Genomic DNA, 14,579 nt, shown 5'->3' on the forward strand with positions numbered 1-14,579 from the left:
AATGACTGAACCCGTGCATTTTCCCCTGGCTGCGGTGGTCGGCGCCGAGGACCTGAAACTGGCCCTGTGCCTGACCGCCATCGACCCGAAGATCGGTGGTGTGCTGATCGAGGGACCGCGCGGCATGGCCAAGAGCACCCTGGCTCGCGGCCTGGCCGACCTGCTTGGCGAGGGTCCGTTCGTGACCTTGCCGCTGGGCGCCAGCGAAGAGCGCCTGGTCGGCACCCTGGACCTGGATGCCGCGCTGGGCCAGGGCCGCGTGCAGTTTTCCCCGGGTGTACTGGCCAAGGCCGACGGCGGCGTGTTGTATGTCGACGAGGTCAACCTGCTGCCCGACCATCTGGTGGACCTGTTGCTGGACGTCGCGGCCAGCGGCACCAACCGCATCGAGCGCGATGGCCTGTCCCACCGGCACAGCGCACGTTTCGTGCTGATCGGCACGATGAACCCGGAAGAAGGCGAGTTGCGTCCGCAATTGCTCGATCGCTTCGGCCTCAATGTGGCGCTGCACGGGCAACCCGTGCCCGAGGCAAGGGGGCAGATCCTGCGTCGGCGCCTGGCGTTCGATGGCGACCCTGCGGGCTTCGTTGCTCAATGGGCGCCGGCCCAGGCGGCGCTGCGCCAGCGCTGCCAGGATGCCCGCCAGCGCCTGGCAAGCATCGAACTGGATGACCGTTCGCTGGCGCTGATCACCGAGCGTTGCTTCGCCGCAGGGGTGGACGGCCTGCGTGCCGACCTGGTCTGGTGGCGTGCCGCCCGGGCCCATGCTGCCTGGCGTGGCGGCGAGCGAATCGAGGACGCGGATATCGAGGCGGTGGCCGAGTTCGCCTTGCGCCACCGTCGCCAGCAATCGCCCGCCGACGCTCAGCCACCGGTACCGCAGGCCGGCCAGCCGCAGCAGAGCCAGGCAACGCCAGCCGGGCAATGGGGTGAGATGCCGGCGCAGCCGGTCGCCACAGGGCCACGGCGCGAGGTACCGGCCTGGCCAAAAAAGCCCTGAGCATCCGCGCCCGCGCCAGCGCGGATGCCAGGCCCAGGGCCGGCATGCTCGACAAGGGCGCGCGCGGCCGTGGGCGTAGCGCGGGGCAGGGCAAGGTGGACTGGCCGGCGACCTTGCTCAAAGGGCGTCCAGGCAAGCGCGGCGACCTGCGCTGGACACAGCGCCATGCCGCCAGCCCGGAACTCTGGCTGGTGATCGTCGACGCCTCGGCCTCGACCCGGCGCTATCAAGCCCTGAGCAAGGCCAAGGGCGTCCTGGCGAATTTTTTCGACCAGGCGTATCGGGCCCGGGCACGATTGGCGCTGCTGACGGCCAGCGGCAGCACGCCACGCTGGCAACGCCACGGCCTGAAAGCCTCGGCGGCGTTGCAGCCATGGTTGGCAGATCTCGGGGCGGGTGGCGGGACGCCGTTGCTGGCGGCGCTGGAGCAAGCGCGGCAGTGGTTGTCGCATCGGCAACGGCAGTTTCCCGCCGAAGCGCAACGCTGCCTGGTACTGACCGACGGACGGCTGGCCCTCGACACACCACTTCAAGCGTTGCCGTGCAGCACTTTATTGCTCGATATGGAAAGTGCGCCCATTCGTCTTGGGCGGGCTCGCCAGCTGGCGGAAAGTTTGCAGGCAGAATACCGGCATATCGATGAGCTGGCAGTTGGCTAACTGCGGTGATGTGTCGCAGCGACAATAAGGTACAACTTCGCGACAAGAAAAAAGTGCACCCTGGGGTGCACTTTTTTCATTCGGGAAAGTTACTTCGGCATGGTCCAGGGTTGCAGGTCGTAACCCTTCTGGCGCAGTTCGGCGCGCACTTCCTCGATCAGGTGAGCCCACTGTGCCGGGTCGGAATAGGTGCTGCTCGATACCTGCTTGCTGCCGATCCGGGTGCTGGTCCGGTCAATCACGGCAAGGCTTAGCTCACCGGTACCGTTTGGCGCATCCCAGGCAACGCACTGGAAGGGTTCGAAGGCATGGTCGGCAATCAGCAGTGCTTCGTTGACACGCAGCGGAGCGTTCATGGGTTCGGTCTCTCTGTGGTCCCAAACATCGAAAGAAAGTTGCCGGGCGTGATTCGCGGCGGCAGGTTACTTGTACTGATGTCCGAAGTAACGGGGTAAGTCACACCTGTCGGGAAAATTTTTTATTCCCTCTTCGGTCATTCGCTTTTTCCTGGCGCTTGTGACGGCGGATTGCGAAGAATGTTCCATGAAGGAAATGTAATGCGATTTTTCAACGGACAGACGGTAGTGGGGATCCCGACGTTCGTTGCTACTGTTACAAGCGGGTTTGCCAAGATGCTGTTTCCATTCGTTTTTCCAAAAATTGACGTCAAGGAAAGATCATGCTCGAGCCTGCCCCGCACCGTCGTTTGCTGGTGGTCGATCCCTGTGACGATTGCCATCGTTTATTGCCTGGGCTGCGCGGCATTGGCTGGGAAGTCCACAGCTGTACCCTGGCCACGGCCCTGGAGCATCCTTGCGATGTCGGCTTGTTGCGCCTGCAGGCCAGGCACGTGCAGCATCCCGACGCGGTCAAGGACCTGATCAGCCGCAGCGGCGCCGAGTGGATCGCGGTGCTTAGCCCCCAGGAGCTGCGGGCGCAGAAGGTAGGGGATTTCGTCTGCGAATGGTTCTTCGATTTCCATACCTTGCCGTTCGATGTGTCCCGGGTCCAGGTGACCCTCGGTCGCGCCTTCGGCATGGGCCGCCTGCGCGGCAAGGGTGCGGTGCGCATCGATGAGGCGCAGCATGAACTGCTGGGCGACAGCCGGCCCATCCGCGAACTGCGCAAGCTGCTGAGCAAGCTGGCGCCGACCGAATCGCCGGTGCTGATCCGCGGGGAAAGCGGTACCGGCAAGGAACTGGTGGCGCGCACCCTGCACCGCGAGTCGCAGCGCCACGACAAGCCCTTCGTGGCGATCAACTGCGGTGCCATCCCCGAGCACCTGATCCAGTCAGAGCTGTTCGGCCATGAAAAAGGCGCCTTCACCGGCGCGCACCAGCGCAAGGTCGGACGCATCGAGGCGGCCCATGGCGGCACGCTGTTCCTCGACGAAATCGGTGACCTGCCGCTTGAGTTGCAGGCCAACCTGCTGCGCTTCCTTCAGGAAAAGCACATCGAACGGGTCGGCGGCAGCCAGCCCGTTGCGGTGGATGTGCGCGTCCTGGCGGCGACCCATGTGGACCTGGAGAGCGCCATCGCCAACGGGCGTTTTCGCGAAGACCTGTATTACCGCCTGAATGTCCTCCAGGTGGTCACCGCACCCCTGCGTGACCGGCATGGCGACCTGTCGATGCTGGCCAGCCACTTCTCCCGGTTCTACAGCCAGGAAACCGGGCGGCGTCCCCGTACCTTCAGCGAGAACGCCTTGAGCGCGATGGGCAAGCATGACTGGCCGGGGAATGTGCGCGAGCTGGCCAACCGTGTGCGGCGCGGGCTGGTGCTGGCGGAGGGACGGCAGATCGAACCACAGGACCTGGGGCTGCATGAGCAGCGCAACCTGGTGGTGCCGATGGGCACGCTGGAAGACTACAAGCACCAGGCCGAGCGCCAGGCGTTGTGCGATGTGCTGGACCGCCACAGTGACAACCTGAGTGTCGCGGCCAAGGTACTGGGGGTGTCGCGGCCGACGTTCTACCGGTTGCTGCACAAGCATCAGATACGGTAAATCAGAAAGCGCCGCGCTCCCACAGGGTACGCGGCGCTTTCTGGAACCGTTTTAGAAGTAATACGGGAATTTCAGGCTGAAGGTGAAGTCCGGGGCGTCGTCGGTGAGGCCGATGGACAGGTTGGGTACGATGGTCAGCTTGTCGGTGGCGGCCAGGGTCATGCCGATGTTGAAGTAGCCGGCGTTGGCGTCGCTGCCGACCACGGTGCTCCAGTCCTCGCCGTCGGCCTTGACCTTGGAGCGGCGCTGGATCAGGTCGGTGACCGAGAACGACATACTCATTTTCTCGTTGAGGGCGAAAGCGACGCCCGCACCGATCTGGAAGCTGTCACCCAGCTTGACCTTCCCCGGCACCTTCTGGTTTTCCGTGGAACTGATATCACCGAACGACTCTTCCATGTTGTAGGTGTACGACACGCTGCCGAACAGTACCGCCGGGTCGTAGGTCTTGACCAGCGAGATGCCCGGGGTAATGGACCAGACGCCGTTGCCGGTGGGCAGGCTTTCCGGGTAGCTCAGGCTGTCGTTGCCGGGCGACTGGCGAAACTTGATGCCATAGGGCTCCTTGCCGGTGGGAGCCTTGACCCGCAGCGACACCACTGCATCCGGCGCGTATTCCGACTCGTCCATGAACTTGTAGGCGATACCGACGTTGACGTCGCCGATGGTCGGGTCGCGGGTGACGGTTTCGTCCGACAGGGCCGCACCCGAACCGCCGGCACCGCCGGACTGGAAGGTGGATTCGCGGTATACCACGGGCACGTTGATGTCGAACTGCCAACGCTGGTCGAAGTTGTAGCGTCCGGTCAGATCAAGGGTCCAGGTGTCGGACTTGATGCGGTCGAGGTTGATATTGCCGAGGAAAATCGAGTCCAGCGCCAGGAAACCGTTGAGCAGCAGTTGCTTGGTATCGTAGCGCGCGTAGGTGATGCCGGTCTCGAAGCTGAACTTGCCGCCACCGAAGAAGCCGCTGGCCTCGTCGTAGAGGTTGGATACGCTTTGCGCCGGTTCCGAATCATCCTTGAGCGATTCGCCGTAGGAGCTGCCGGCGGCGGCGACCGCTTGCCCGGAACCCTGGGGTTGTGCCGGTTTCGACGCCGGCGAACGCACCAGGCGCTTCGGGGGAGGGGCCGCGGGTTGGTCCTCGACCTGGCGAACCCGCTGTTCGAGCACCATCAGCGCCTGCTGCTGTTGCTCGTAACGTTGCTTGAGGGCCTGCAACTCCTGTTTCAGCGCCTCTACCTGGGGATCCTGCGCCGCGTAGAGCAGCGACGAAGGGACGAGTGTGCTCAGACAAACAACAGCATTGAATGACAACGAGCGGTGCATAGGTCAGCCATCCTTTCCAACTGCGCAATAAGTTGCAACAGAGCGTAGATCAATATCCTGAAAGACGAAGGCCCTTCAGTTGATCAAGATTGCAGTTCAGCGCCCCGGCAGTAGGCAGGTTGTTTCGTAGCACCACGTTGAGCTGGGTCAGGTTGTGCACGGCATTGTTGCCGCCGAGCAGCGTGGTGCTCTGCATCAGGCCGCCGTCGGCCAGGCGCTGAAGGCTGGAACCCTGGCCGTTGGCGGCCTGGATACCCATCTGCAGGCCAGTGGCAGTGGAGGAAACGCTGAGGGTGCCAGCACCGTTGCTGGTGGTGATGGTGCCGCCGCTGGCCAGTGCCTGGCCTTGCGGGGTGCCCATCGGGGGAGCCTGGTTGGCTTCCTTGACGTTGATCTGCACGTCGTTGTACGCGCTGTTGTTGTCGCCGGCGGCCCGGGTGACCTGGACCACCCCCTGGCCGGAGCCAAGGCCGGCGCCGCCGGTGACGCTGCCATAGCCTTGGGCCGTGGACGTGCCAGTACCGGTTTCGCTGGTGGTGGACACGTAGAACTGCGGCTTGAAGGTGGACTGCTGCACCTGCAGCGAGGCGGTGGCACCGAGACGGTCGCCATTGGCGTTCTGCCAGGTACTGCTCATGACCACGCCGAAGCTGATGATCCGTCCCGGCATCACATAGCGACCGCGCAACTGCGCCAGTTCCTGGTCCTTGACCTCGATCGGCTTGAATTGCGCCAGCGCCGGCAGAGGAAGACTGGCCGCCATGCACAGGGCCACCAGCCAGCTTGAAGTCTTCATCGCGTGCTCCCGGAGCTCCCTGCTCGCTTTTCTTTGGTTAGAAGAAGTCGCTCTGGATGAAACCGAATTCCATCAACTGGGCGTCGTCGATGGGTTGAAAATCGTTGATCCGGTGTTTGGCGGTCAGCGGCGCCGGCGGGGCGAGCAGGGCATTGGCCTTGTCGTAGCCGGGGCCGATGACGGCGAAGATGATGCCGTTCCAGCCTTTGACGAAGTCGTCGAACTTGTAGCGCTTGTTGCCCAGCACCGGATCGCCGACGTAGACCCAGTCGTTCTGGGTGCGCTGCAGCACCACGAAGTGCTTGTAGCCGCGGATATCCATCAGCACCACCACCGGTATGGTCACGCTCTGCAGGCTTTCCGGTGGTATCCGGTAGCCGCGGGCACGCATGCCCAGGCTTTCCACGTAGCGTTTCATGTCGAGCATGGAAAAGCCCTGGACGCGGACCTGGTCGTGGTCGGAGTGGGCGAGCATGCCTTCGATGATGTGGGCTTCATCCACATCCAGCCAATAGGCCTGCTTGAGGATGGTGGCGAGGGCGGCAGCGCCGCAGCTGAAGTCGGTCTTTTGCTGGACGATATTGGCGAAGCGGCGTTCGCGGATGCTTTGCACCGGCTTGTAGACCATGGTGCCGCCTGGCAGGGCGACCGCCATGCGTTGCACGGCGACGGCCTGGCCGAGCGGCAGACCCAGTACTACCAGCAGCGTCAGCAAAAGCGCGCGCATGGGCTTCCCCTTCCATGAATTCAAGGAAAGGGGCCCCGAAGGGCCCCGATCAAGGTGGCTGTTACATGCCGGTGCAGGCGCGGCAGCCTGCGGCGATGGACAGCGAGTTGCTTTGCTGGTTGGCGTTGCCTGCCGAGACGTTGGCCCCGACGTTGCCCGACACGCCGTTCAGCGAGTTGGTCAGCGACGCGGTGTTGGTCACCGGGTTGACCCAGCCGGTTGGCGTCAGCACTTGGTAGGAGGCTACGCCGAACAGCGCGAAGTCGCCTTCCTCGTGGAACTTGAGCGGGTCCTTGTCGGTACGGCCGCCGCCATGACCCTGGCCATGGCCATGGCCGTTGCTGCTTTCGTCTTCTACGTAGCCCCAGCCGTTGCCTTGATACTTGCCATAGGCGGCGAAGCCGGAGTACAGCGTATCGGTTTTGTAGGTACGGTCGGCGCTGTTGCTCACACCGAGGCCGGTGGTGGTCTGGTTGGCAGCGGCACTGGCCACGGCTACCCGACCGCCGGATACGGCGATGGCGAGGTTGTTTTTCTGTTGGTTGAAGTCGCCGGCGGTAACGTTGACGCCGATGTTGCCGGAGCTGCCGTTGGCCGAGCTGTTGAGGGACGCGGTGTTTTTCGTGGAGAAGTTCGCCACGCCGTTGCCGATGTTGTTCTGGGTGGCACTGGACACGGCCATGGCGCTGCCGAAGACGAAACTTTCGTCAGCGGTGGCGATGGCGGCGACGTTGTCCTGTTGGTTGCCGTCGCCGGCGGCGGTGTTGGCGCCCAGGTTGCCCTGCGAGCCGTTGGCCGAGTTGTCCATCTTCGCGTCGTTGCGGGTGGCCTGGTTGTTCACCCAGTTGGCGGCGTTGGTCTGGGTGTCGATCACCGTGGCGGCGGATCCGGCATTGACCAGCAGGCTCAGCAGGTAGCTGGTGTTGCCGTCGTGGCCGCCATTGTGGCCGCCGTTATGCCCGCCGTGTTCGTTGTTGCCACCCGCTTGTGCAGCAACTGCCATGACCGCTGCGAGTGCGAATACCAGGGGCTTGAGTGCCATTGTTGGTTTCATGGTGTTTCTCCGCATTATCGTTTTTGATTGTTAAGTGTTGTGTTGCCGGTTTCGGGTCAATCTGCGACCCGTACGCTCAGGGTGTTGGCCATTCGGTTCCCCACCCCTGCGCTCTGATTCAACTGGAGCACCCCGCGGCTGTTGGCGAACGCCTGGTCGCTGGTGCTGACCTGGCGGCTGCCCGGGGCTTGTCCGGCTGGATCGGAGCTGTTGGACAGCGCCACGTTCTGCTGGAGCAGGACGCTGTCATCGATGCTTTGCGGTACCGCGCTGATGGCGATGCGCACCGCGTTGGCCTGTTGGGTACCGGCCCCGGCGGACTGGTTGACGCCCAGGATGCCGTTGCCGTTGCCGAAGGCGTTGCCGCCGATAGTGGCGCTGGCGTCCACGGCGCGGCTGGCCGGGGTGTCGATGCGCTGGATGATATGGGTGCTGGCCTGGGCTTCGTGGCCGATGGCGATGGCCCGGCTGTTGGCCTGCTGTTGCTGGTCGCCGGCGGCCTGGTTGATCGACAGGTTGCCCTTGTAGCCGTGGGCGCTGCCGTCGATGTTGGCGTTGTCCTGTACCGGCGGGGCGCCCAAAGCGCTGGCGGAGCAGAACAGCACGAGGAACAGCGCACGGGCGTCCATCCTATTTGCCTCCGGTCAGCATCTGCAGGGGAGCCAGGCCGGCACCGATGGCACCGCCGACCCGATTGGAGATGCCGGCCCCGGCGCCACCGCCACCCGCTGCCGCACCACCGCCAAGGCCGTTGGCACCGCCCATGCCCGGCAGCGTGGCGGGTACCGCATTGACCCCGCGCACGCCGCCGGCGTCCGGCAACAGCATGCGGCTGACCGTCGAGCCACTGGCGACATTGGCGAAGTCGCCGTCGCTCAGTTCGTTATCGGTCTGGCCGACGATGCGTTTGGAGGCGTTGAGGTTGACGGTGGTCGGGCTGGGATCGGGGCGGTCCTGGCGGATAGCGGGGCGGGTATGCACATCGCGGGTCAGGACCACCACGCCATTGCCAGCGGCCTGGGCCTGCACGGCCAGAAGGGAGGCGCCGAGCGCGCAGCCGGCAAGCATGAGGTGAAGCAGGCTTTTATTGTGAGTCCCCACGGCGGCGGTTCCTTCTTCTGTTCGCTGGCCCTTCAGCGTTGCGAGAGAGAGAGCAGAAGGCGTGCCGCTTTTTGTTTATCCAGGCGAATCAGCGGGTTGCGTGAACGTGACGGAATTACGCCGGTGGCAGGTGTAAAGCCGACGAAACAGGCAGCCCGCATGGGCCCGGTAAGGATAGGGAAAAGGCCGCTCGCAGCGGCTTGGGCGGGATGTGTATCAGCGTGTTTACAACACTGCCCGTTCGGGCCGGGCAGGCTCTATTCCGTGGCCTGGGCTAGCGCGAACTGTTTCGGACGGTTAACACTCGGTGGGGCAATCTGCCGGCCTGTCGTCGAGCAGGCGTTGCACTGCGGCCAGCACCGTGGCGCGGCGGCCAGCCCAATCGCCGCGGATGATCTGCAAGGGTTGCCGGTGCTGCTCCAGCCATCGGCGGCTGTCTTCGAAGAACGTTCTTCGATCATCCAGTGCCGGCTGGCTGCGCTGGCCGTCGGCAACCCACGGCACGCCGTCGGGGCTGAGCAGCAGGTGCAGGTCGTAGCGGCGGGAAAGCAGCGCCGGTTCGAGCCAGTCAGGGCAATCGTGGAACAGTACCCGGCTCCACAGCATGTTGCTCAGCAGGTGGGTATCGAGGATGAGCAGGGGCGGCTGGCGACGGCGGGCGGCATCCTCCCAGGCCAGTTGCGCGGTGGCGATGGTAGCGATGTCGGCGTAGCAGGTATCGCGCTGCTGCTCATCGATGAAGTGACGGACATACTCACCCACCAGTTCACCGCCGAAATGCGCCTGGATTTCCGCGCCCAGCCAGCTTTTGCCACTGGATTCAGGGCCGGTCAGTACCAGGACCTTCATGCTGCGGCTACCAGGGCCGGATCCCGCCGCCATTCGCGCAGACCCTGGATCGCCAGCAGGGTGAACAGGGCGTAGAGCCCGGCGGCGAGGTACAGGCCCTGCCAGAGGAAAAGGCCGACGCTGACCAGGTCGACCACGATCCACAGCGCCCAGCACTGCACGCGCTTTTGCGCCATCCACCACTGCGCCACCAGGCTGAAGCCGGTGATGGTGGCGTCGATCCAAGGCTGTTGGCCATCGGTCCAGGTGCTCATGGCGGCACCGAGAGCGGCACTCATCAGCAGGCCCGCCAGCAGGCCAAGGCGGACCTGCGCCGGCGCCAGCAGGGTGACCTTGCGCGCCTCGCGCACGCTGTCCGGGCGCGTCCACTGCCACCAGCCATAGACCTGCAGCACGGCATAAACGCCTTGCAGGGCCATTTGCGAATACAGATGGTTGTCGCGCATCAGCCAGCCGAACAGCAACACGCCCACCAGGCCGACCGGCCAGCACCAGAGGTTCTGTTTCACGGTAAGCCACACGGAGAAAGCGCTGAAGGCCACGGCAAGCCATTCGAGGCCGGACATCGGCGCTCCTTGTTACAAGCGGAAAAGAGGGGGCGGATTGTACCTGCATGAGACTTTTCTGACAGCGCTTGCCGGTAGGCAGGACTGACATTTTTGTCAGTTATCCATCCGAATGCTTTCTGTCAGGCTTCGCTCTGTGGCGTGGGTCAGTGGTTTGTCGTTTTCCTTTTCGCCTGGGACCTTTAATCCAGCATGCGAAGGAGACCCTTGCCATGCGAGCGACTGCCAGAAAAGCCCTGTTGTTATCGACGCTACCCTTGCTGCTGCCATGGACGGTGGCGCGGGCGGAGACTTGTGCGGAAACCGTGAAGTTTCTTCAGGAGATGTACCGCTACACACCGCGCATATGTCCTGACGGCGAGGCCGCCGACAGCTGTTCGGGAGTGACGTTGCGCGGGACCACCCGTGCCGACCCGGCGAAAGGCGAGGTCTGGAACGTTTGGGAGTCAAGCCCGCGCAGCAAGCAGCGGGGCACTGACTCGTACTCGTATATTCGTGCCGACATCAACTTCGCCGACCTCGCCGTGTACACCAATAACGGCTACATCATCGCGCCAAACGCCAATGTTTGCGCGGGCCAGCCGATTTCCTATACGCAGTGCGCCTACCCCAAGGACGGCTGGACCTATGACCGAACTGATCGAGGCTGCGGCGATAGCCCGCAAACCTCGATGACCGAAACCCATTGCCAGAATGTCGGTGTCAATAGCGGCCAGGCCTGGTGGGACCAATTCCGGCGCAACCAGACCCCGGACGGCGCCTGGGGGCCGCAACCGTACCAGATGCAATGCTCGTTCGACATGTCCAAAGCCCGGGGCAAGGCAGGGCGGGCCGAAGCCTTCGGCGACTTCATCGACGCCTACAAGCTTACCGGCGGCCGCGAATTTCTGATGGCCAACGAGATATTGAGGTCGAACGACCAGCCGCCCAACATCACAGCGTTCATGTACACCGACCCCGCCGGGCGCACGGATGCACTCAAGAACCAGGCTGATTACTTCCGGGTGACGGGCAACTATCGGCCGGTCGTCCAGGTGATCTTGCCCAAGTATCAGGGCGGACAAGTACAGTTCCTGTGCGATGGTCAGCAGATGGCTTTCCCGGGCTACAGCAAGACGGCGGGCTTCTGCCGGCCTGGCAAACCCTCCAGCCCGGGCTTTGGTGTGCCCGGCTCGCCAGTACTGACACCGGCGCAATCTGCGGCCCAGGCGGCGCAGGCCGCACAACAGGCGGCCCAGGCGGCGCAACAGGCACAGGCTGCGGCCCAGGCAGCGCAAGCCCTTGCGGCTGCCCAGGCGGGGCAATCTTCCGGTCAGCTTCCACAGTCCTCGGGGCCGGCGCCGCAATCTTCCGGTCAATATCCGCAGGCTTCCGGGCAAACACCTGCGCAGGCTGCTGCTCAGGCCGCCGCCCAGGCGGCGACCTTCGCCCAGTCTGCCGCCGCTGCTGCCCAGGCGGCGCAAACTGCTGCCCAGTCGGCCCAGGCGATACAGGCAGCTGCGCAGAGTGGCCAGATGACCCAGGCTCAGCAGGCCGCGCTGGCGGCTGCCCAGGCCCAGGCCGCGCAAAGTGCCGTGGCAGCGCAAACTGCAGCAGCCCAGGCCCAGGCGGCGGCTGCCGCTGCGGCGCAGGCGCAGACCGAGGCGGGCTACTGCAGGAAGTACATCGAAAGTGCCACCTGGGTACAACGTAACGAGCCGGGCTACGGGCTGATCTGGTCGTTGCAGGTCAAGCCGACGGAGTGCGCACGCCGGATGGGACCTGACCAGACCGACCGCGCGTATCGCGAACTGTACGAGATGTTCAAGACCGACCCGCGCTGGACCGAGAATATCAACCCTGGCTCCATGCGCCGGCAATTCGTCTGCCACCGCGTCGGCGTACCGGAAAAGGAAGAGTGGAACCTCGAGCCGGCACGGCCCTACGTTTCCAGTGAGGCTTCGCTGAACTTACCGTACATCTGCAACCCGTTGCCGTCCGACGCCGGTAAATAGACCGGCCTGCCATGCCCCTGCCAGCACCCGCTGCCGGCAGGGGCATTTTCATGGGCCTGCGGTCGGCTGTGCGCCTGACCTGATATTTCTGTCAGTTTCGCCTGCCGACCGTTGCGCGCAGATTGTGATTGCGACGTCGAGTTGTGGCTGTCCAGTCGTTGTTGCGTCGGATCAGTTATTCAATAGCTCCGGAGACAGGATGATGAACAGACGCATTAATGGATGGGTACTGGTGGCGGCATTGCCCTTGCTGCTGCAGACGACACTGGCGCTCGCGATGACCCAGGCCGAGCAGGCTGCCATGGCCGCAGCGCAAATGGAGGCCGCGCAAAATGCCGTGAATTCGGCGGCCCAGGCTCAGGCGGCGGCAGCCGCGGCAGCGCAGGCTCAGGGGGCGGCAACGGCCGCAGCGCAGGCGGGTTACTGTCAGAAGTACATCGAGAGCGCCACCTGGGTCCAGCGTGACGAGCCGGGCTACGGGCTGATCTGGTCGCTGCAGGTCAAGCCGACGGAGTGCGCACGCCGCATGGGGCCTGACCAGACCGACCGGGCCTACAGCGAGCTGTACGAGATGTTCAAGAACGATCCGCGCTGGACCGAACATATCAATCCAGGTTCCATGCGCAGGCAATTCGTTTGCCATGTGGTGGGTGTACCCTTCAAGGAGTACTGGAACCTCGAGCCGGCACGGCCTTACATTTCCCATGAGGCTTCGCTGCGTTTGCAGTTCATGTGCAACCCCCTGCCGTCCGACGCCGGAAAATAGACCGGCCAATCATGCCCCTGCCGGCACCCGCTGCCGACAGGGGCATTTTCGTGGGTGCGCCGGCGGTTTTTTTCACACCCGGAACTGCCCCAGCACATTCTCCAGATGCGCACTCAGCCGATTCAGCGCACGTCCCGACTCGCTCGAGTGCTGGGCGGCGAGGGTGGTCTCGCGGGACAGCCCTGCGGTTTCGGTGACGCTGCGGTTGATGTCTTCCACCACATGGGATTGCTGCAGGGTAGCGCTGGCGATCGAGGCATTGAGTGCGGTGAGGTTATGCAGCGCCTGGCTGATTGCATCCAGGCTGGCCCCGGCTTCACTGGCTTGCGCGACGGTCTCGCGGGAAACCTGGCTGCTCGCGTCGATGGCCTTGACCGCTGCTTCCGACTGGCCTTGCAGGTGTTCGATCATCGCCTGGATCTCGGCGGTGGACTGCTGGGTACGCTGGGCCAGCAGGCGCACCTCGTCGGCGACCACGGCGAAGCCGCGCCCCTGTTCCCCGGCCCGGGCCGCCTCGATGGCGGCGTTGAGCGCCAGCAGGTTGGTCTGCTCGGCGATGGAGCGGATCACCTCCAGTACGCTGCCGATCCGCGTGCTCTGGCCGGCCAGGGCCTGGATCACCTGGACCGCTTCGTCAATGGTGCTCGAGAGTTCGTCGATCTTGCGCAGGCTGCCCTGGATGCTCTGTTGGCCCTGGCGCGCGCAGTCCTGGGCGGCGCTGGTCTCGCCGGAGGCCTGTTCGGCATGCTTGGCGACATCCTGCACCGCATAGCTGACTTCATTGATTGCCGTGGCCACCTGTTCCATCTGCTGCGATTGCTGTTCGCTGCACTGGCGGGTCTGCTCGGCGGTACTGCCGACGGCACCGGCGGAGCCGTCCAGTTCATGGGCGGCCTCGCGCAGGCGGCTGACCACCTGCTGCAGTTGCCCGGTAAAGGCGTTGAAATGCTGGCCGAGGCGGGTGATTTCGTCGTTGCCGTGGGTGTCGAGCCGGCGGGTCAGGTCGGCTTCGCCACTGGCGATGGTGGCCATGGCGTCCTCGGCTTCGCGCAGGGGCCGGACGATGCTGCGGGCAATCATGATCACCAGCAGGGCGAGGATCACCGCGATGCCGATGCCAACCAGCGAGGCGTCGCGCAACTGGCGGTAGAACTCGGCCTGCATGTCGTCGATATAGATGCCCGAGCCAATGACCCAGCCCCAAGGCTGGAACAGCTGGATATAGGAGGTTTTTTCCACCGGCTCGCTGGCGCCGGGCTTGGGCCAGCGGTAATCGATGCTGCCGGCGCCCTTGGCCTTGGCCAGCGCCACCATCTCGTTGAACAGGGCGAAGCCGTCCGGATCGCGAACCGCCGACAGGTCCTGGCCCTCGAGCTTGGGATTGGTCGGGTGCATGATCATCCTGGGGCCCAGGTCATTGATCCAGAAGTAGTCGTTCTGGTCGTAGCGCAACCCGCGCACGGCATTCATGGCGTGTTGCTGGGCTGCTTCGCGGCTGAGGGTCCCGGCGCTTTCCAGGCCCTGGTAATAAGCCAGGATGCCGGCGGCAGTTTCCACCACATGCCGGGTTTTCTCGGCCTTGGCCTTGTACAGGTCGGTGTGGATCTGGTTGAGCATGAGCAAGCCGAGGGTCACCAGCATCGCTACGGCCAGCACCAGGATGAGCCACAGGCGCCGGCTGATCGACATACCGCGTAAAGTCTTCATAAAAGTGGCCTCGAGTTCTTGTTATT

At 64.2% G+C, this 14,579-nt stretch carries 15 protein-coding genes; 5 read left to right on the plus strand and 10 right to left on the minus strand.

Going from position 1 to position 14,579, the window contains the following annotated elements:
• Position 1 precedes the first annotated feature (1 nt).
• Both ACKLLE_RS00375 and ACKLLE_RS00380 read left to right on the plus strand, forming a co-directional pair.
• Positions 2 to 1,000, plus strand: a complete 999-nt coding sequence (locus ACKLLE_RS00375; protein WP_064304722.1) for a magnesium chelatase ATPase subunit I — start codon at positions 2 to 4, stop codon at positions 998 to 1,000.
• A gap of 44 nt (positions 1,001 to 1,044) precedes the next feature.
• Positions 1,045 to 1,659 (plus strand): vWA domain-containing protein, encoded by a 615-nt coding sequence (locus ACKLLE_RS00380; RefSeq protein WP_420056363.1) that lies wholly within the window; start codon positions 1,045 to 1,047, stop codon positions 1,657 to 1,659.
• 89 nt (positions 1,660 to 1,748) lie between these two features.
• Here the strand turns inward: ACKLLE_RS00380 and ACKLLE_RS00385 are convergent, their stop codons facing one another.
• Positions 1,749 to 2,015 (minus strand): hypothetical protein, encoded by a 267-nt coding sequence (locus ACKLLE_RS00385; protein ID WP_009405454.1) that lies wholly within the window; start codon positions 2,013 to 2,015, stop codon positions 1,749 to 1,751.
• 323 nt (positions 2,016 to 2,338) lie between these two features.
• Between ACKLLE_RS00385 and ACKLLE_RS00390 the strand changes: the two genes are divergently transcribed.
• On the plus strand, positions 2,339 to 3,664 hold the full coding sequence (locus ACKLLE_RS00390) for a sigma-54 dependent transcriptional regulator (RefSeq protein WP_420056364.1): 1,326 nt from the start codon (positions 2,339 to 2,341) through the stop codon (positions 3,662 to 3,664).
• 51 nt (positions 3,665 to 3,715) lie between these two features.
• Here ACKLLE_RS00390 and ACKLLE_RS00395 read toward each other — a convergent pair whose 3' ends face one another.
• From ACKLLE_RS00395 to pnuC, 8 genes are all read right to left on the minus strand, one after another.
• Positions 3,716 to 4,993: a coiled-coil domain-containing protein gene (locus ACKLLE_RS00395; RefSeq protein ID WP_064304718.1), complete on the minus strand. Its 1,278-nt coding sequence runs from the start codon at positions 4,991 to 4,993 to the stop codon at positions 3,716 to 3,718.
• Positions 4,994 to 5,042: 49 nt separating this feature from the next.
• A complete protein-coding gene (locus ACKLLE_RS00400) occupies positions 5,043 to 5,789 on the minus strand; it encodes a hypothetical protein (protein WP_420056366.1) in 747 nt (248 codons plus the stop codon).
• Positions 5,790 to 5,826: 37 nt separating this feature from the next.
• The gene (locus tag ACKLLE_RS00405) at positions 5,827 to 6,516 is read right to left on the minus strand and encodes a C39 family peptidase (protein WP_064304716.1); all 690 of its coding nucleotides are present in this window, start codon (positions 6,514 to 6,516) and stop codon (positions 5,827 to 5,829) included.
• A 61-nt stretch (positions 6,517 to 6,577) separates the two neighbouring features.
• On the minus strand, positions 6,578 to 7,570 hold the full coding sequence (locus ACKLLE_RS00410; RefSeq protein WP_420056367.1) for a heme utilization protein: 993 nt from the start codon (positions 7,568 to 7,570) through the stop codon (positions 6,578 to 6,580).
• 56 nt (positions 7,571 to 7,626) lie between these two features.
• A complete protein-coding gene (locus ACKLLE_RS00415) occupies positions 7,627 to 8,199 on the minus strand; it encodes an adhesin (protein ID WP_420056368.1) in 573 nt (190 codons plus the stop codon).
• Position 8,200: 1 nt separating this feature from the next.
• Positions 8,201 to 8,671 (minus strand): hypothetical protein, encoded by a 471-nt coding sequence (locus ACKLLE_RS00420; protein WP_081263281.1) that lies wholly within the window; start codon positions 8,669 to 8,671, stop codon positions 8,201 to 8,203.
• A gap of 297 nt (positions 8,672 to 8,968) precedes the next feature.
• Positions 8,969 to 9,520, minus strand: coding sequence for an AAA family ATPase (locus ACKLLE_RS00425; protein WP_420056369.1), 552 nt, complete (start codon positions 9,518 to 9,520; stop codon positions 8,969 to 8,971).
• Positions 9,517 to 10,086: a nicotinamide riboside transporter PnuC gene (gene pnuC, locus ACKLLE_RS00430; protein WP_420056371.1), complete on the minus strand. Its 570-nt coding sequence runs from the start codon at positions 10,084 to 10,086 to the stop codon at positions 9,517 to 9,519. Before pnuC ends, ACKLLE_RS00425 begins: the two co-directional genes overlap by 4 nt.
• A gap of 212 nt (positions 10,087 to 10,298) precedes the next feature.
• Here pnuC and ACKLLE_RS00435 point away from each other — a divergent pair, with 212 nt between their 5' ends.
• Both ACKLLE_RS00435 and ACKLLE_RS00440 read left to right on the plus strand, forming a co-directional pair.
• Positions 10,299 to 12,080 (plus strand): DUF2599 domain-containing protein, encoded by a 1,782-nt coding sequence (locus ACKLLE_RS00435; protein WP_420056372.1) that lies wholly within the window; start codon positions 10,299 to 10,301, stop codon positions 12,078 to 12,080.
• A 202-nt stretch (positions 12,081 to 12,282) separates the two neighbouring features.
• Complete coding sequence (locus ACKLLE_RS00440) at positions 12,283 to 12,846, plus strand: DUF2599 domain-containing protein (protein WP_420056373.1); 564 nt, start codon at positions 12,283 to 12,285, stop codon at positions 12,844 to 12,846.
• A gap of 72 nt (positions 12,847 to 12,918) precedes the next feature.
• On the opposite strand, the gene ACKLLE_RS00445 is transcribed toward ACKLLE_RS00440, so the two are convergent.
• The gene (locus ACKLLE_RS00445) at positions 12,919 to 14,553 is read right to left on the minus strand and encodes a methyl-accepting chemotaxis protein (RefSeq protein ID WP_420056374.1); all 1,635 of its coding nucleotides are present in this window, start codon (positions 14,551 to 14,553) and stop codon (positions 12,919 to 12,921) included.
• Positions 14,554 to 14,579: the final 26 nt, after the last annotated feature.

Origin of the sequence: Pseudomonas bharatica (assembly GCF_048586865.1) — a bacterium.
In the GTDB taxonomy this organism is placed as follows: Bacteria; Pseudomonadota; Gammaproteobacteria; order Pseudomonadales; family Pseudomonadaceae; genus Aquipseudomonas; species Aquipseudomonas bharatica.

Bases quoted from the DNA above. Each gene is read 5' to 3' on its own strand.
- ACKLLE_RS00375 (WP_064304722.1), top strand. From the start codon at position 2: ATGACTGAACCCGTGCATTTTCCCCTGGCTGCGGTGGTCGGCGCCGAG.
- ACKLLE_RS00435 (WP_420056372.1), top strand. From the start codon at position 10,299: ATGCGAGCGACTGCCAGAAAAGCCCTGTTGTTATCGACGCTACCCTTG.
- ACKLLE_RS00440 (WP_420056373.1), top strand. From the start codon at position 12,283: ATGAACAGACGCATTAATGGATGGGTACTGGTGGCGGCATTGCCCTTG.
- ACKLLE_RS00390 (WP_420056364.1), top strand. From the start codon at position 2,339: ATGCTCGAGCCTGCCCCGCACCGTCGTTTGCTGGTGGTCGATCCCTGT.
- ACKLLE_RS00415 (WP_420056368.1), bottom strand. From the start codon at position 8,199: ATGGACGCCCGTGCGCTGTTCCTCGTGCTGTTCTGCTCCGCCAGCGCT.
- ACKLLE_RS00395 (WP_064304718.1), bottom strand. From the start codon at position 4,993: ATGCACCGCTCGTTGTCATTCAATGCTGTTGTTTGTCTGAGCACACTC.
- ACKLLE_RS00385 (WP_009405454.1), bottom strand. From the start codon at position 2,015: ATGAACGCTCCGCTGCGTGTCAACGAAGCACTGCTGATTGCCGACCAT.
- ACKLLE_RS00380 (WP_420056363.1), top strand. From the start codon at position 1,045: ATGCTCGACAAGGGCGCGCGCGGCCGTGGGCGTAGCGCGGGGCAGGGC.
- ACKLLE_RS00405 (WP_064304716.1), bottom strand. From the start codon at position 6,516: ATGCGCGCGCTTTTGCTGACGCTGCTGGTAGTACTGGGTCTGCCGCTC.
- ACKLLE_RS00400 (WP_420056366.1), bottom strand. From the start codon at position 5,789: ATGAAGACTTCAAGCTGGCTGGTGGCCCTGTGCATGGCGGCCAGTCTT.
- ACKLLE_RS00410 (WP_420056367.1), bottom strand. From the start codon at position 7,570: ATGAAACCAACAATGGCACTCAAGCCCCTGGTATTCGCACTCGCAGCG.
- pnuC (WP_420056371.1), bottom strand. From the start codon at position 10,086: ATGTCCGGCCTCGAATGGCTTGCCGTGGCCTTCAGCGCTTTCTCCGTG.
- ACKLLE_RS00445 (WP_420056374.1), bottom strand. From the start codon at position 14,553: ATGAAGACTTTACGCGGTATGTCGATCAGCCGGCGCCTGTGGCTCATC.
- ACKLLE_RS00425 (WP_420056369.1), bottom strand. From the start codon at position 9,520: ATGAAGGTCCTGGTACTGACCGGCCCTGAATCCAGTGGCAAAAGCTGG.